Origin of the sequence: Ferruginibacter sp. SUN106, assembly GCF_050611765.1 — a bacterium.
In the GTDB taxonomy this organism is placed as follows: Bacteria; Bacteroidota; Bacteroidia; order Chitinophagales; family Chitinophagaceae; genus Ferruginibacter.
Genome location: NZ_JBODJC010000002.1, coordinates 969,413 through 985,519, shown reverse-complemented (window position 1 = coordinate 985,519; position 16,107 = coordinate 969,413). Strand labels below are relative to the sequence as shown.

The following is a 16,107-nucleotide window of genomic DNA, read 5'->3' as shown; positions in this document are numbered from 1 at the left end:
TTTTTTTATATCTGGTTTTTAGAAAAGAATTGAAAGCGGAAAAAGTTTTTTATTTTTTTTCTGAATGTGCTGCTTTTTTTAGGCAGATCACCCAACACTGATTCTACTTCTTTCAGTTCAACACCATTGATGATGAAATTCATTTTTGTTCCGGCAAGTGGTAACAGGTTATTCAATGCTGCCTGGTCTGCTTCTGACCATAACCTGTTAGAACGGCAAACCACAATAGACATATCAGCGGCCGCCACCAGGTCAGCAGGGTAGTTATTATATATCAATGCCGGCAATTCTATTAAAACATAATCGGGCACAAAATCTATGGTGATATTATTTTCCTGAAGAATTGTTGTATAGTCTTTGGCCTTATAAAACTGTTCGTTGATGTTATAAGTAAAATATTCTGAAGCCTGCAGGTAATCTGAAGGGTCTGCTAAAAAGGAATTATTAAAATCTATCCTTGGGTCCTGGTAACCCAAAAGCCGGTTGAGCAGCGGAAATTTTCTTTGCAGCTTAAGCGGTTGCTGTTTTTTTGTGTAAGTCAGTAATAATACTTTTTTTCCTTCCTCGATTAATTTTTTAGCGACATTACCGGCAACAACAGATTTGCCTTCTTTCTCCATGGTGCTTAAAAGCAAAATTGTTTTTACTGCATTCGCTGAGTTATGTGTGCTTAAAAACTGTTCGATATTTTGTGTACTTATCTCCAGCAAACGATTTTGAATAAAAGGAAGATTAATGGATCCCGGATTCAGTAATATTTTTGGCAACATTCCGGCAGCTGGTAGTTGTAAGGTCTTCGCTGCTCTTTTTAAATTCTTTAAAGTATCATCTAAATATTCCATGGTTAAAATGATACCCAACACTAAAATAAAACCAAGAAAGGCGGCTGCAATTACAAGTACTGCTCTTTTGGTAGCAATGGGTTGTAAAGGAAAATAAGGCGGATCAACAGCTTTTAAATTGGAAGTTAATTCGTTATCCTGCAATTTAAGTTTGGCTAAATTTAAACCGTGCAGGATTTCAAGGTAGCCTTGTTCTGAAACAGAGATCTCTCTTTCAATCCTTTTAATGTTGGCGCCTGCGGGTGCATAGATAGCGTACTGCTGCTGAAAATCTTTATTGCGCTGGTCCATTACCTTGATCTTTGCCTTCAGGTTTTCCGATTCAATAACATTGGCGATCCAGTTATTAAGCACTGTACCAACAGGTAACCCTTCTACAGAATTCTGATAAGAATATAATTCACCTACACTTTTCTTAATGTCGTTTTTAAGGTTCTCCGATTGATTTTTTAAGGCGGTTAATTTCTTAGTGTTATTATCATCTGGTACGGCATCACTTTCCACAGTTGCAATTTCAAAATTGATATCTCCTAATTGTTTTCTTTTTTCAAGTACCGCATTGCTTTTTAATTGTACCAGTTGCTGAATATTCAATTTTTCTTCCAGTCTTTTTGTAGCAGCTTCTGTACCCGCCAGCTGTGCTTTTTTATTATTGTAGTCCACCTCCATATCTTCTTTTACTACCGCTACTGCCTTGCTTTGCTCGTAATAGTTAATAATGTTGTTGGATTTATTAAAACCCAGCAATTTATCTTCTGCAATTTTTAATTGTACATTGGCCTGGGATAGTTGCGATTCAAAATATTTTACCACAGCATCAGAGCGATTCTCTTTAATGTGTTTATAATTTTTTATGCACACTTCATTAAAGATGGCTAATGTTTGCTGGCAAATACCAGGGTCATTAACCTCATAAGTGAGTTTTATCAGATCGCTGTTGGCAATCCTTTCTGCTTTTATAGTTGATATCGCTTTTATAGAATAATGCTCATCAGCATAGTTCAATAATTTGTATACGTAATTGGTATCGCTGCTTTTCATGAGTGCAGTTAGTTGTGCCACTGTTTTTTCATAGTCTGCATGATCTACAGCTGCAGGAAATAAACTTGCAGTATCACGGGTATCAGCTGATGAAGAATCGTCGATGCTGTTTTGTGTAGAATCTGTTGGCACTCTTCCTGTATTTTTATTGTTTACAACATAGGCATACAGGTAAGCAGGAATTTTTTTCTTTAACTCGGCATATAGTTTAGGTGAAATATATTTAGGATCAGCCTTTGGTAACAATAAATGCTGGCTCAATAACCTGATGGCTACTTCTTCCTGTGTTTCTCTTGATTTAATGATATTGATCAAATTGTCGAAGGCAGTGTTGGTAGCAAAATAATTAAAGGTCTTCTCCATTTCGATAGAAGAGCCGGTAGCAAGGCCGGTATATAATACTGTTGATGAAGTATAACTAAGTTTGGGTTCTTTTGTAAGCATTATTACCAGCCCTGCAAGTAATAGCGGCGCAACGAGTAACAATACCCAATGCTTGATCATTAATCTTATCAGTCCAACAATTTTCATTAGTTACCTTTTGAATTGGTGTTAGCGAATGTGAATCCAACTGTGTCTTCCAGCAATTGCTTAGCTAATATGAAATCTGATTTGGCCAACTCGTAATCGGACTGGATTCTTGCGGTCATATCAGAAAGGCGGACGTATTCTGTAACAGGGATCACGCCATTGCGGAATTCTTTTTCTACCATTTCCATATTTACGGTAGCACTACCAAGGTTTAAAGATTTTATGGTTAGCAATTTTTGTTTCAGTATTACATCCTGGTATTGTTTTATTACTATTTGCCTTATTTCCGCTTCCTGTGATTCCGCTAAACGTTTTGCTTCTTCCACTTCAGTCTTTGCCTGTTTAACCTGGTTTTTACGGTTTACCAGGTCAAAAATTGGAATCTTTACATACACACCTGCTGCGTAGTTCAATTGCTTGCTGGTGGTATTTGAAAAATTTGAAGACACACCATTTGCATTGGTGGAAAAAGCATCTATTGTTCCATAACGGGAGTCGCCTTGTACGCCAAGGTTTCTTAACCAGCCATTACGCTGTGTGGTCACATTAGATTCACGTACCTCAATTTCAAGCCTGCGGTACTGTACAGCAGCATTGTGTTTAATAGCAGAATCTATAAGGCTTGGTAACGGAGGAAAAACCATTTCTTTTTTATTTACGATACTGTCCTGTGCTGTTACAGTAACACAAATGCAACAGGTGATGCTGTAAATAAGAATGAATTTTAAAAGAGATTTCATGGTGTTGGATTTTATCAGGGTATTTTTAAACAGAACCTTTTTGTAATAATGCCGGTATGGTGCGTAAAATAAGTTTGATGTCGTACCAGAAAGAAAAATTGTTGCCTTTAAAATGATCTGCGTATTCATTATCCAAACGCTTTCTTTCATCTTCAGACATCTTACCGCCTTTGCCTCTCAGCTCAACCTGCCATAAGCCGGTAATGCCTGCGGGGGCAAGAAATCTTTTTGATAAAATATCGCCGGTTAATAATTCAGCTTCGTACACTGGTAAAGGCCGGTTGCCTACAATCGACATATCGCCTTTGATCACATTGATCAGCTGCGGTAATTCATCGATGCTGGTGTTTCTTATAAATTTGCCTACTCTTGTAATGCGTGGATCATCAACAATCTTTACAAAAGTGGAATTGTTTTTTGCAGCTTCTTTCTTTTGCACATTGTACCAGTAGTCGCATACCTGGTGTGTATCTACATACATCACAGGCGAACAGGTTTCACCCGCAGGCAACTTACTGCACCTTGGGCATGGGGCATTTAATATGTCGTCTGATTGCTTTGATGAATTATTGTATTGATTTTTTTCCTTCGCCAGTTTTTTCAACAGGTCATCCGAACCGGTTCTCATGGAACGCAGTTTGTAAAAATCAAAAGTTTTACGGCCTACTCTTTTTGCAATGTAATATACTTTGCCTTTAGACTCCAGCCTGATGGCTAATATGATCAGCAATAAAAATGGTGATGCTATTAAGAGCACAGCAGAAGCTACAACAATATCAAAAATGCGTTTTGATAAAGGCATTTTATACACTTCAGTAATTTTTGCCGGTGCAGCAGTTGTGTTGTCTATATTTTTCCTGAAATTATACAGGTATTCTATCCTGTTGATCACATCATCCGGTGGGGTAACAGGGGTTACAAAAAAATCATCTACACGTTTAGTAAATGCTAATTTAAAAACTTCACTGTTGAATTCATTTGCTAAAAGAACGAAAGGGGTGGCATTGTATGTAGGGCGTTCTCTTATCCAGTCAAATAAATATAAACCATTTTGCCCTGTAAGATTGTAATTGCAGATGATAGCATCAGGCTGCCTGCTTGAGTTAAGATAGTTTACAGCTTCCAGCGCATTTTCTACAACAGAAATTGAAAACTGTTCTTTCTGGTTTATTCTTTCGAAATACTCTCTTGATTTACCAATGTATAGTATGTGAAGAAGTGGGTTCATGTTGATCAGTAGGATATTTAAATTGTGGCGTAATATTATTTTTCAAAAAACTACCAGGCCAGTGAAAAGTGAATAGGGAAAAGATTCTTTTTTACAAGCTCTTCCAGCTCTTCGGGATTAAATGGTTTAGTGAGGTAATCCTGTGCACCGAGTTTGTAACATTTTATCCGCTCTTTACTTTCTGATTTTGCTGATAACATTACAAATGGCGTATGCTTTGTAAAGCCACGTTCACGTACTTTAGCTAAAAAAGTATAGCCGTCCATTTTACTCATTTGAATATCGCTGATAATAAGATCCGGAAGGTTGCCTTCCAGCCATTCAAGTGCTTCTTCGCCATCATTAATAGTAACTACATCGTAATCTTGCGAAAGAAAGTTTTCCAATAAAAGGCAGATGCTTATTTCATCATCTACTACCAAAATTTTTTTCTTCATAGGGTGGGTTTTATTAGTATTTACAAATAGTCTTTTTTCATTTGCGCTGCCACTGCAGTGATCACTTCGTCTAATTTTTTTATTTTTATGGCTAATTCATTTGCTGATTCTGTTTCTGCCAATGCCTCAATAAAGCGAATATCTTTTTCCAGTAACGCAATGCCGTAATAAGTTAATGTTGGTTTTATTTTGTGTGCTGTTTTTTTAATGGCCAAAAAATCCCGTTTACCGTATGCTATCTTTATCTCTTCTACCGATGGCGGAACCTGATCAATAAAAACACTGATCATTTTAATTACCTGTTCCTGGTTACCCCTGCATAATTGTTCAATCATGCTCAGTTCGTATAATTTTTCAGGTGAGTTTACGGCGTTTGCCGGAATTGTATTTTCAGATTGGTTCATGTGTTATTGGATTTGTTATTATCTGTTCATGAATTATTAGTCCATACTTGTGCCAAAATAAAATGCACTTTAAAATATACTCAATCAACCAGTTAGAAAACAAGCTTTAATATGTCATTCTATAAACCGGAACAATTTTCCAAAATAGGGAATGTGATTTCTATAAACTGTACGGTTAAAAAAGCCTGTTTCCACATTCTGGATGTTTTCCAGCCCCGGTTTAAGTATAATGACCGGTATAAACCTGTTCGGGGTTTAATAGTTCCTGTACAACTGCACTTGTGTCAAAATAAAACCGAAAAAAATAGCATTACTATAATCAATTGATAGTAATGCTATTTTTATAAGATGAAAAAGTTAAAGCAATGGAGTAACTTTTTTCTATAACTTATTTTACAATCAGATGATTGACTTAAAATAGGCAATGGTTTTTGCCAATCCTTCTTCCAGTTCAATTTCCGGCGACCATTTCAGTTCTTTTTTAGCAAGAGAAATATCCGGCTGCCGCATCATCGGATCATCAGCCGGTAAAGGCATATTAATGATCTTTGATTTTGATCCTGTAAGTGCAATCACTTTTTCGGCTAATTCAAGGATAGTAAACTCACTGGGGTTACCAATATTTACCGGGCCGGTAAACTGATCAGACGAGGCCATCATGCGTATCATACCTTCTACCAGGTCATCTACATATTGAAAACTCCTGGTTTGTTGTCCTTCGCCATAAATGGTGATATCATGGTTTTGCAATGCCTGTACAATAAAGTTGCTCACCACCCTGCCATCGTTAGGGTGCATGCGGGGGCCATAGGTATTAAATATCCTGATGATCTTGATCTTAACATCATTCTGTTTGTGATAATTTACAAACAAAGTTTCTGCAGAGCGTTTGCCTTCATCGTAACAAGAGCGTTCGCCAATAGGATTTACATGGCCCCAGTAAGATTCCGGTTGCGGATGCACCAATGGATCACCATATACTTCGCTGGTAGAAGCCTGCAGAATTTTTGCTTTTATCCGTTTTGCCAATCCCAGCATATTGATCGCTCCCATTACCGATGTCTTCATGGTTTTGATAGCGTTGTATTGGTAATGTATAGGAGATGCAGGGCATGCCAGGTTATATATTTCATCAGCTTCAATAAAAAAAGGTGCAGTCACATCATGGCGGATCAATTCAAAAAATGGATTATCCAGCAGGTGTACAATATTCTGTTTTTGCCCGGTAAAAAAATTATCCAGGCAAAAAACTTCATTGCCTTCTTTTAACAACCTGTCGCACAAATGCGAACCAACAAATCCGGCACCACCGGTAACCAAAACTTTTTTACGTGTCATAGAAAAAGGGTTTTATCAGGGTAATTAATCTTTTAAAAGTGTTTCTAATTGAGCAGCGTTGATCTGTGCAGGTTGCCTGGTGGTATCCACTCCAATACAGAAATAATCAAACCCGTTTTGTTGCATTTCTGCTTTATCATAAATATTACGGCCATCAAATACAGCAGGGGTATTTAATAATTTTTTTATGATCTTAAAGTTGGGAAATTTAAACTCGGGCCATTCGGTAAGTATAGCCACACAATCAGCATCAATTAATGTTTCGTATTGATCTTCGCAATAGGCAATAGTGTCACCAAAATGATGTTTGGCTTCTTTAATAGCAACCGGATCGTAAGCTTTTACTTTTGCGCCGGCTTCTAAAAGTTTTTTAACTATTATTAAAGAAGGAGCTTCACGCATGTCATCAGTCTGTGGTTTAAAAGAAAGCCCCCACAAAGCAATGGTTTTACCATTGATATCACCTTCAAAGAAATTCATGATCTTATTGAACAGTACTAATTTCTGATCTTTATTTACTTCTTCAACAGCTTTTAATACACGAAGGTTATAATTGAATTCACCGGCTGTTTGTATTAAAGCCTGCACATCTTTGGGAAAGCATGAACCGCCATAGCCGATACCGGGATAAATGAATTTATTACCAATACGGGAATCCGAACCAATGCCTTTTCTTACCAGGTTGATATCCGCCCCTACAATTTCACAAAGGTTGGCGATATCATTCATAAAACTGATCTTGGTAGCCAGCATGGAGTTACCTGCGTACTTGGTCATTTCGGCCGAAATGATATCCATAAAAATTACAGGATGGCCATTAAGCGTAAATGGCTTGTATAAACTTTTCATCAGCTCTTTGGCTCTTGCACTTTCCAGGCCAATCACAATTCTGTCAGGCTTTAAAAAATCATCAATGGCAGCCCCTTCTTTTAAGAATTCAGGATTTGAAGCTACATCAAAATCAATATCCACCTCTCTTTTATTCAATTCATCCTGTAGTGCCAGCCTTACTTTTTCAGAAGTGCCAACAGGAACGGTGCTTTTGGTAACCACCAGTAAATAATCATCCATATGTTTACCACAGTCACGGGCAACCGAAAGTACATACTTCAGGTCGGCAGAGCCATCTTCGTCAGGAGGAGTACCTACTGCAATAAACAGTACTTCGCAATCTTTAATGGCAGTAGCAATATTTGTGGTAAAACTAAGCCTGCCCTTCTTCATATTACGAAGCAGCATTTCTTCCAGGCCAGGTTCGTAAATAGGAATAACCCCGTTATTGAGGTTATCAATTTTTTTTCGGTCGATGTCAACACAAACAACATCAATACCTACTTCAGAAAAACAAGCGCCGGTAACAAGGCCGACGTATCCGCTTCCAACGATGGCAATTTTCATAGTATATTATTTTTTCCACTACATTTTCAAAGCCAGTGCCAAAACGTTAAGTGATTGCCATTCAAAAGTTTAAGTGGATGCCAGCAATTTTATTTTCCGAAATATGGACAAAAAATCCAGTTCCTGTAATTACTGCATTGCCCGTAATTTTTTGTTTTATAAAAAAATTACGGCGAAAGATATAAGTAAAATCTGCCTGGGAATAAATAGTAGTAATGCAACAACTGATCGGTACCAGTATACTAAAAGAATGCTTTTTGTAACCATACATTACAGCATAGTCTTTTGGGCATCGATCATAATTGTTCTTTTTTTATTTTGGAAAATGTTTCCAGAAAATGGAAAAGCATAAAATCGATACAGCCTGAAATGCAAGCTGGGTAAGGGTTTTGTTTTTGGCACGGCTTTAGAAACCTATCGGAAAATTAATAAAATTCTATGTCCGGTAAAAAAAAGATAGCAATTATTGGCACAGCTGGTATTCCTGCTAAACGTGGTGGTTTTGAAACGCTGGCAGAACATCTTGTAAAGCAGTTGGGCGGTGAGTACGATATGACCGTTTATTGTTCTAAATATAAATTTGCAAAAGAAGACCGGAAAAAAACATACCAGCATGCAAGATTGAAATATGTTTCACTGCAATCCAATGGCCTGCAGAGTTTTCTTTATGACGGCTTCTCTATTTTTAATGCATTGTTTTACGCAGATGTATTATTGATATTGGGAGTGGCAGGTGCATGGATGTTACCTTTTGTAAAATTATTTACCAGTAAAAAAATTATTATTTCCATTGATAACATACAATGGCAGAAAGATAACAGAAGCATCCTGGCCAAATGGTATTTACGCTGGGCAGAGAAGATAGCGATCAAATATTCAAACGCAGATATTTCTGATAACAAAGCTATCCAGGATTATACGGCTGTGCGCTATGGTACCCTGAGTAATATAATTGAATACGGAGCCGATCATACCATTGCAGTTAAACCTACTGCTGCTGATAAGGAAGCCTATCCATTTCTTGCAAAACCTTATGCTTTTAAAGTGTGCCACGTAGAACCACAAAATAATATTCACACCGTGTTGGATGCCTTTTCTAAAATGAAAAAGTATACCTTGGTAATGATGGGCAACTGGAAAAGTAGCGGTTATGGTATTGCACTGAAGGAACAATATAAAAATTGCGGCAACCTGATATTATTAGACGCTGTTGATGAACAACAGCAACTGGATCTTATCAGGTGTAATGCCTATGTTTATATACACGGACATAGTGCAGGTGGTAGCAATCCTTCGCTGGTAGAAGCCATGTTCCTTGGCCTGCCCATACTTTCATTTGATGTACCGGCCAACAGAACTACCACGGAAAATAAAGCGTTTTATTTTAAAACAGCCGAAGACCTGATCAACATCATTGGCAACACCCGTATCAGCGAATTTAAAGAAAAGAGTGTACTGATGAAAGAAGTGGCCGACCGCCGCTATACCTGGGAGGTAATTGCTGAAAAATACAACTACCTTTTTCATCGTGTTTTAAAAAGCAACAAAAAAATATCTGTGAGGCCGGATGTAGCAGAAGCCGGCGAAAGAAAACCAGGCAGCCTGGGGTTAAAACATTTACAGTCCACATCATTATTGTACGAAAAAAAATAGCGGATATTCTCGGTTTAAATGCAGTTGTGTAGTAAACAACTACAGCCGGGTGTAGAACAACTTCTACTTCCGTATCGTTCCACAATTTGGAAATTAATGTTGCGTTAAGTTGATACCTAACACTATCCAATGGAACCTTATAAGATTTTTATTGTAGAAGATGATCCCTGGTACGGCGAAATCCTGGAATATCATCTCTCCTTAAATCCCGATTACAGCATCACCCGGTTTACTAACGGTAAAGATTGTCTCGCCAGCCTTTATAAAAAGCCCGACCTTATTACCATCGATTTTTCGCTGCCGGATTATACCGGGGATAAGTTATACCAGAAAATTAAGGAAACCGATGATAGTGTTCCGGTGATTGTTATCAGCGGGCAGGATGAAATTGCAGTTGCAGTAAACCTGTTAAAAATGGGGGTGGCTGACTATCTTATTAAAGACGACAATACAAAAGATATTTTGTGGAATGCTGTAACTAAAATAAAAGAAACCGGTAAACTTAAAAAGGAAGTGGCCCAGTTAAAAGAAGAATTGGGGCAGAAATTCTCTTTTGATAAAAGTATAAAAGGCCAGAGCCCGGCACTTAAAAAAATATTTGAGTTGATGGATAAAGCCACCAAAACAAATATCAATGTATCTATAACCGGCGAAACCGGAACCGGTAAAGAAGTAGTGGCAAAAGCCATTCATTATAATAGTGATCGTAAAAAGAAAAATTTTGTAGCAGTAAATATGGCTGCTATTCCCAAAGAACTTATTGAGAGCGAATTGTTCGGCCATGAGAAAGGCGCTTTTACAGGAGCCCTTGCCCGTAAGGCCGGTAAATTTGAAGAAGCTAACGGCGGTACTATTTTTTTAGATGAAATAGCAGAACTCGATCTTAGTTTGCAAAGTAAATTATTAAGGGTATTACAGGAAAGAGAAGTTATACGTGTGGGTGGAAATGAAAATGTAAAATTAGATGTACGCTTACTGATTGCAACGCATAAAGATTTGGCAGAAGAAGTAAAGAAAAGCAATTTTAGAGAAGACCTGTATTACAGGATAATAGGTTTGCCGATTGAATTACCACCGTTAAGAGAAAGGGGAAATGATGTTTTGATCCTGGCTAAATATTTTGCCGATGAATTTGCAAAGGATAATAAAATGGGTAATATTAATCTTGCACAGGATGCGAAAGATAAATTGATGCGTTATAATTATCCCGGTAATGTAAGAGAACTGAAAGCGATGATTGACCTGGCTGCTGTAATGTGCGACGGCCAGGAAATAAAAGCAACCGATATCAGCTATACTACTGCAAAAGGAGATCAGACTTTTATGGCAGAAGAAAAAACATTACGGGATTATACCTGCGATATCATTAAATACTTCCTTAAAAAATACGATAATGATGTAATTGCTGCTGCCGGTAAATTAGATATTGGCAAGAGTACCATTTACAAAATGATTCAGCAAAAAGAAATTGCCGTTTAAGAATGTAAGAGAAGATACTTGTAACAATGCTGCATTAAAAATCTACATATTTAATTTCAATGAAAACTACATTATTTCAGTTAGCAGGTAATAATTGGGAAACACAAATAGCAAACGATATAAGCGAAGCTACAGAAGCGGGGCTTGTATTATGTTTTGCCGCCAAAGAAAAACTAACAACACCGGATATTTATACCACTGTAAAAAATAAATTTCCTGCAGCACAAATTATATTATGCAGTACTGCCGGAGAAATTTTTCATGATGTGGTGCAGGATAATTCACTTGTGGCTGTAGCCCTTACATTTGACGATACAGCTATTAAAACGGCAGTAGTGAATATTACTGGCTTTGAAAACAGTTATACCGCTGCAGAAGCACTGGTAAAAAAAATACCGCAGCAAGGTTTAGTTAACATGCTGGTATTTTCTGATGGTGGATTAGTAAATGGCAGCGAACTGGTAAAGGGATTGAACGATGCGGCGGAAAATAAAATTTTAATTACCGGTGGCCTTGCAGGCGATGGGTCCAACTTTGTATCCACACTGGTAGGGCTAAACGAACAACCTGCACAAGGTAATATTGTGGCTATTGGTTTTTACGGGGAGAAGATAGCGGTAACACATGGTTCACAGGGAGGTTGGGATACATTTGGCCCCGAGAGAGAAGTGAGTAAATCAGCGGGTAATAAACTTTTTGAAATTGATGGCAAAAATGCATTGGAACTTTACACCCGTTACCTTGGCCCCGATGCTGATCAGTTACCAGGCTCAGCTTTATTATTTCCTTTATCTGTAACTATACCTGGTAGCCCGCAGCCTGTTGTGAGAACTATTCTCTCTATAGATAACGAACAGCAAAGCATGACTTTTGCAGGCGATATTCCTGAAGGATCGAAAGTGCGTTTTATGAAAGCTAATTTTGATAAATTAACTTCTGCCGCTGCCAAAGCTGCACAACAAACTTTGTTGGGTAAAAAATTTAAACCAGGTTTTTCGTTGCTGGTAAGTTGTGTTGGCCGCAAATTAATCTTAGGTGGCCGGATTGATGAAGAAGTGGAAGCAGTAATTGATTCATTAGGTGAACAAACACCCGTTGCCGGTTTTTATTCTTACGGAGAAATATCTCCTTTTAACGACGGTGGAGATTGCCGCCTGCACAACCAAACTATGACCATTACTTCTTTTTATGAACTTCCATAGATTATTAAAAAAGCAGATCAAAAAATTTCTTCCGGAATCGTTGCAACAACATCCGGACCTGGAAAAATTTCTGCATGCAGTTGATGATTCCTATGTTGCATGTGAAAGAGATGCGGCTTTGGCCGACAGGGCTTTTCGTATCAGTGAAGAAGAATACATTGAGATCAATAAAAAACTACAGCACGAAGCTGCAGTAAAAAAACAATCCATTGAAAAATTAAAGGAAACCATCGGTACCATTACCGGTGATGAAAAAAGCAACAATACCGATGACCTGTTGATGATTGCACGTTATCTTAACCAGCAGGTTAACAGAAGAAAAAGCGCAGAACAGGTTTTTACATCTCTCATCACCAATATGCAAAGCGCTGTTTTATTAGAAGATGAAACACGGCATATTGTATTTACCAACCAGCAATTTTGTGATATGTTCGGCATTACCGCACCACCGCTGGCATTGCAGGGTGCCGATTGCAGTAGCAGCGCCGAACAAAGTAAACTGCTGTTTAAAGACCCTGAAAAATTTGTAGCCGGTATAAATACTTTATTACAAGAGCAAAAATTGGTAACTGCCGAAATAATGGAACTTGCCGACGGAAGAGTTTTTGAAAGAGATTATATTCCCATTTTTGTAGAAGAAAAATATAAAGGACATTTCTGGAGTTACAGGGACATTTCTGAAAGAAAAAAAGCAGAGGCCGATCTTAAGTCGAGCCAGGAACTATGGCAGTTTGCGTTAGAAGGTGCAGGCGATGGTGTTTGGGAATATGATTTTGAAACGGAAGACGTTTTCTTTTCCAAACAATACAAAAAAATGCTGGGCTATACTGATGAAGAATTTAAAAATGATCCAAACGAATGGTTAAGCAGGGTGCATCCCAGGGATATTACTATTATAGAACAAACAGATAAAGAGTATTACGAAAATAAGATCACTTCTCATCAGCGGGAATACCGGATAAAACATAAAAACGGTGATTATCTCTGGATACTCGATCGTGGTATGATCATTAATCACACTGCATCCGGGCAACCCAAGAGAATTATTGGTACACACACAGATATTACGGCAAGAAAAAAAGCAGAAGAAGAATACAAACGCATTTCGGTAGTAGCCAGTGCCAATGAAAATGGCGTTGTATTTACAGATGCCCAGGGAAAAATTTCATGGAGTAATGAAGGATTCTCAAAAATTACAGGTTTTACGCAGGAAGAAATTATAGGACAAACGCCATTAGAGTTATGCGAAGGGCCATTAAGCCAGAGTGATGCATTGCTGAGTATGGTGAGTGCTTTTTTTGAGGGTCGTTCTTTTAATGTGGAGCTTATTCATTACCGTAAAGATAAAAGCACTTTTTGGGGAAGGGTAACGGGCCAGGCACTTACTAATAACGAAGGCAAAGTGGAACAGTATTTTGCTATCATCGAAAATATTTCGGAAGAGAAAGAAGTAGAACGGAAACTAAAGCAATACGACGAAAGGCTGAAGCTGGCATTAACCAATGTGGGGGACAATTACTGGGAGCATAATTTTTTAACCGGTAAAACTTTTTTCTCCAGTGATATTTATCAGCTGCTTGGATTTACTACAGAAGAATACAGCGATGTAGCTACTTTATGGTGGGACAGGATACACCCGATAGATAAAAAAATTCTGACCGACAATGATACCAGGTACAAACAGGGATTAATTGATCATCACACCAACGAGTACAGGATAATTCATAAGGATGGTAAAGTGAGGTGGGTGTACGACAGAGGTGTGCTTACTGAAAAAGATACCAATGGAAAACCGCTTACAATTATAGGTACGCATATTGATATAACAGAAAGAAAACTTTCGGAACAAGCCATTAAAATACGGGAAGAAAAATACCGCAGTATTATTGCCAACATGAACCTTGGGTTGCTGGAAGTTGATAACCACGAAAAAATTCAGTTTGCCAACCAGAGCTTTTGCGACATGAGTGGTTATACCCTAAAAGAATTATTGGGTAAAAGAGCCTCTTCATTATTTGTAAAGGGCGAAAACGAAGAGTTTATTGAAATGAAAAATGAAATGCGCAAGAAAGGGCTTTCCGATGCGTATGAAATATCGCTTAAAAATAAAAAAGGCGAAGCTAAATGGTGGCTGATAAGTGGTGCACCCAGGTATAATGACAATGGCGATTTAGTGGGGTCGATCGGAATTCATTTGGATATTACTCAGCAAAAAATGCTGGAACTGGAATTAGTAGAGGCCAGGGAACAGGCAGAATCATCAGTAAATGCCAAGCAAACATTTTTGGCTAATATGAGCCATGAAATAAGAACACCGATGAATGCTATATTGGGTATGACCAATCAACTGGGTAAAACCAAGCTGAACAAGGACCAGCATTTTTATTTGAACACAATTCATTCGGCTGCTGATAATTTACTCATCATCATTAACGATATACTGGACCTTAGTAAAATAGATGCCGGTAAATTAACGCTGGAGAAAATTGGCTTTGAACCTAAAACAGTAATGAACAGGGTGATGCAGGTAATGGTACATCGTGCCGAGGAGAAAGGGTTGAATTTTATTAATTCTTTTTGCGATTATAAATTGTCGCCGGTTTTAATGGGAGATCCTTATCGCCTCAACCAGGTTTTGCTTAACCTGGTAAGTAACGCTATTAAGTTTACCCATAAAGGAACTATTGATATTGCCTGCATGGTATTGGAAGATACTGCCCGGAAACAAACAGTTAAACTAACGGTAACCGATACTGGTATTGGCATGGATGAATCATTTGCTAAAAATTTATTTGATAAATTTTCCCAGGAAGACAGTTCTATTATCCGTAAATATGGCGGCACAGGATTAGGAATGAGTATCAGTAAAGAACTTATTGACCTGATGCATGGTAAAATTAATGTGGTAAGCAAAAAAGGAGAAGGCACATCTATTTCTATTATTATCGATTTTGAAAAAGGCAATATTACCGATCTGCCCTTTAAAGAAATAGTGGCTACTGATACCAGTTTATTACAAGGTAAAAAGATATTGGTTACCGACGATAACGAGATGAACCAGCTGGTGGCAGCAACAATATTACAAAATTTTGGTGCCGAAATAACAGAAGCATTTAATGGCGCTGAAGCTATAGAAAAAATTAAAGAAACAGCTTTTGATATAGTATTGATGGATGTACAGATGCCTGTAATGGATGGCATTGAAGCCACTAAAATGATCAGGGAAACTATCAGTACCACTTTACCCATTATTGCGCTTACAGCTTTTGCTATTAATGGCGATAACCAGAAATGTATCGCCGCAGGTATGAATGATTATTTATCCAAACCGTTTGAAGAAAGCCAGTTGCTGAATATTATTTCTAAATGGCTGGGCAAATCTTTACAAAACGAGAAAAATATGCCTGAGATTATTAAGGAAGACGATGTTTTATATGACCTGTCTAAACTAAATGAAATTGCCCGTGGCAATAAAATATTTGTTGATAAAATGATCAACCTTTTTATTGAACAAATTCCCGTGTCGGTGGAAGAGATCCAGGCCGCCTATTTAGAAAAAAACTTCAACGCTATAAAAAGAGTGGCCCACCGCATTAAACCCTCTATTGATAATATGGGCATTGCTGCTTTAAAAACCGAAGTAAGGGAAATAGAAACGCTGGCCCAGGAAAATCAGAACTCCCCCAAACTGATACAGCTGATACAACAAATGGATAATACCCTTAAAAAAGTGGTGGAAGAGCTACATAAGGAATTGGTTTGAAAATAATTATAGGTTTGTAGTATTTGTACTACATGGATTTAGAAACAATTA

At 37.8% G+C, this 16,107-nt stretch carries 11 protein-coding genes; 4 read left to right on the top strand and 7 right to left on the bottom strand.

Features of this window, described 5'->3' with window-relative positions; translation table 11 throughout:
* Window positions 1-5: 5 nt before the first annotated feature.
* From ACQ334_RS10095 to ACQ334_RS10065, 7 genes are all read right to left on the bottom strand, one after another.
* Window positions 6-2,414, bottom strand: coding sequence for a hypothetical protein (locus ACQ334_RS10095; protein WP_430988079.1), 2,409 nt, complete (start codon window positions 2,412-2,414; stop codon window positions 6-8).
* Window positions 2,414-3,154 carry a TolC family protein gene (locus ACQ334_RS10090; protein WP_430988078.1) on the bottom strand — a complete coding sequence of 247 codons (741 nt, stop codon included), beginning with the start codon at window positions 3,152-3,154 and terminating at the stop codon, window positions 2,414-2,416. Before ACQ334_RS10090 ends, ACQ334_RS10095 begins: the two co-directional genes overlap by 1 nt.
* A 25-nt stretch (window positions 3,155-3,179) precedes the next feature.
* A complete protein-coding gene (locus tag ACQ334_RS10085; protein ID WP_430988077.1) occupies window positions 3,180-4,382 on the bottom strand; it encodes a sugar transferase in 1,203 nt (400 codons plus the stop codon).
* Window positions 4,383-4,432: 50 nt separating this feature from the next.
* Entirely contained in the window at window positions 4,433-4,819 is a 387-nt protein-coding gene (locus tag ACQ334_RS10080) for a response regulator (RefSeq protein WP_430988076.1), read from the bottom strand.
* Between the two features lie 20 nt (window positions 4,820-4,839).
* Entirely contained in the window at window positions 4,840-5,223 is a 384-nt protein-coding gene (locus tag ACQ334_RS10075; protein WP_430988075.1) for an Hpt domain-containing protein, read from the bottom strand.
* A 399-nt stretch (window positions 5,224-5,622) separates the two neighbouring features.
* A complete protein-coding gene (locus ACQ334_RS10070; protein ID WP_430988074.1) occupies window positions 5,623-6,561 on the bottom strand; it encodes a UDP-glucuronic acid decarboxylase family protein in 939 nt (312 codons plus the stop codon).
* A 24-nt stretch (window positions 6,562-6,585) separates the two neighbouring features.
* Window positions 6,586-7,959 (bottom strand): UDP-glucose dehydrogenase family protein, encoded by a 1,374-nt coding sequence (locus ACQ334_RS10065; protein WP_430988073.1) that lies wholly within the window; start codon window positions 7,957-7,959, stop codon window positions 6,586-6,588.
* Between the two features lie 438 nt (window positions 7,960-8,397).
* Between ACQ334_RS10065 and ACQ334_RS10060 the strand changes: the two genes are divergently transcribed.
* The 4 genes from ACQ334_RS10060 to ACQ334_RS10045 all read left to right on the top strand — a co-directional run bounded on the left by ACQ334_RS10060 (window position 8,398) and on the right by ACQ334_RS10045 (window position 16,056).
* Window positions 8,398-9,612, top strand: a complete 1,215-nt coding sequence (locus tag ACQ334_RS10060; protein WP_430988072.1) for a DUF1972 domain-containing protein — start codon at window positions 8,398-8,400, stop codon at window positions 9,610-9,612.
* A 129-nt stretch (window positions 9,613-9,741) separates the two neighbouring features.
* Window positions 9,742-11,091 (top strand): sigma-54-dependent transcriptional regulator, encoded by a 1,350-nt coding sequence (locus ACQ334_RS10055; RefSeq protein ID WP_430988071.1) that lies wholly within the window; start codon window positions 9,742-9,744, stop codon window positions 11,089-11,091.
* A gap of 59 nt (window positions 11,092-11,150) precedes the next feature.
* Window positions 11,151-12,293, top strand: coding sequence for an FIST signal transduction protein (locus ACQ334_RS10050; RefSeq protein WP_430988070.1), 1,143 nt, complete (start codon window positions 11,151-11,153; stop codon window positions 12,291-12,293).
* A complete protein-coding gene (locus tag ACQ334_RS10045; RefSeq protein ID WP_430988069.1) occupies window positions 12,280-16,056 on the top strand; it encodes a PAS domain S-box protein in 3,777 nt (1,258 codons plus the stop codon). Before ACQ334_RS10050 ends, ACQ334_RS10045 begins: the two co-directional genes overlap by 14 nt.
* Window positions 16,057-16,107 lie beyond the last annotated feature (51 nt).

Coding starts and splice junctions, on each gene's coding strand:
- ACQ334_RS10095 (WP_430988079.1), bottom strand. CDS start 2,414: ATGAAAATTGTTGGACTGATAAGATTAATGATCAAGCATTGGGTATTG.
- ACQ334_RS10085 (WP_430988077.1), bottom strand. CDS start 4,382: ATGAACCCACTTCTTCACATACTATACATTGGTAAATCAAGAGAGTAT.
- ACQ334_RS10055 (WP_430988071.1), top strand. CDS start 9,742: ATGGAACCTTATAAGATTTTTATTGTAGAAGATGATCCCTGGTACGGC.
- ACQ334_RS10060 (WP_430988072.1), top strand. CDS start 8,398: ATGTCCGGTAAAAAAAAGATAGCAATTATTGGCACAGCTGGTATTCCT.
- ACQ334_RS10050 (WP_430988070.1), top strand. CDS start 11,151: ATGAAAACTACATTATTTCAGTTAGCAGGTAATAATTGGGAAACACAA.
- ACQ334_RS10070 (WP_430988074.1), bottom strand. CDS start 6,561: ATGACACGTAAAAAAGTTTTGGTTACCGGTGGTGCCGGATTTGTTGGT.
- ACQ334_RS10090 (WP_430988078.1), bottom strand. CDS start 3,154: ATGAAATCTCTTTTAAAATTCATTCTTATTTACAGCATCACCTGTTGC.
- ACQ334_RS10080 (WP_430988076.1), bottom strand. CDS start 4,819: ATGAAGAAAAAAATTTTGGTAGTAGATGATGAAATAAGCATCTGCCTT.
- ACQ334_RS10075 (WP_430988075.1), bottom strand. CDS start 5,223: ATGAACCAATCTGAAAATACAATTCCGGCAAACGCCGTAAACTCACCT.
- ACQ334_RS10045 (WP_430988069.1), top strand. CDS start 12,280: ATGAACTTCCATAGATTATTAAAAAAGCAGATCAAAAAATTTCTTCCG.
- ACQ334_RS10065 (WP_430988073.1), bottom strand. CDS start 7,959: ATGAAAATTGCCATCGTTGGAAGCGGATACGTCGGCCTTGTTACCGGC.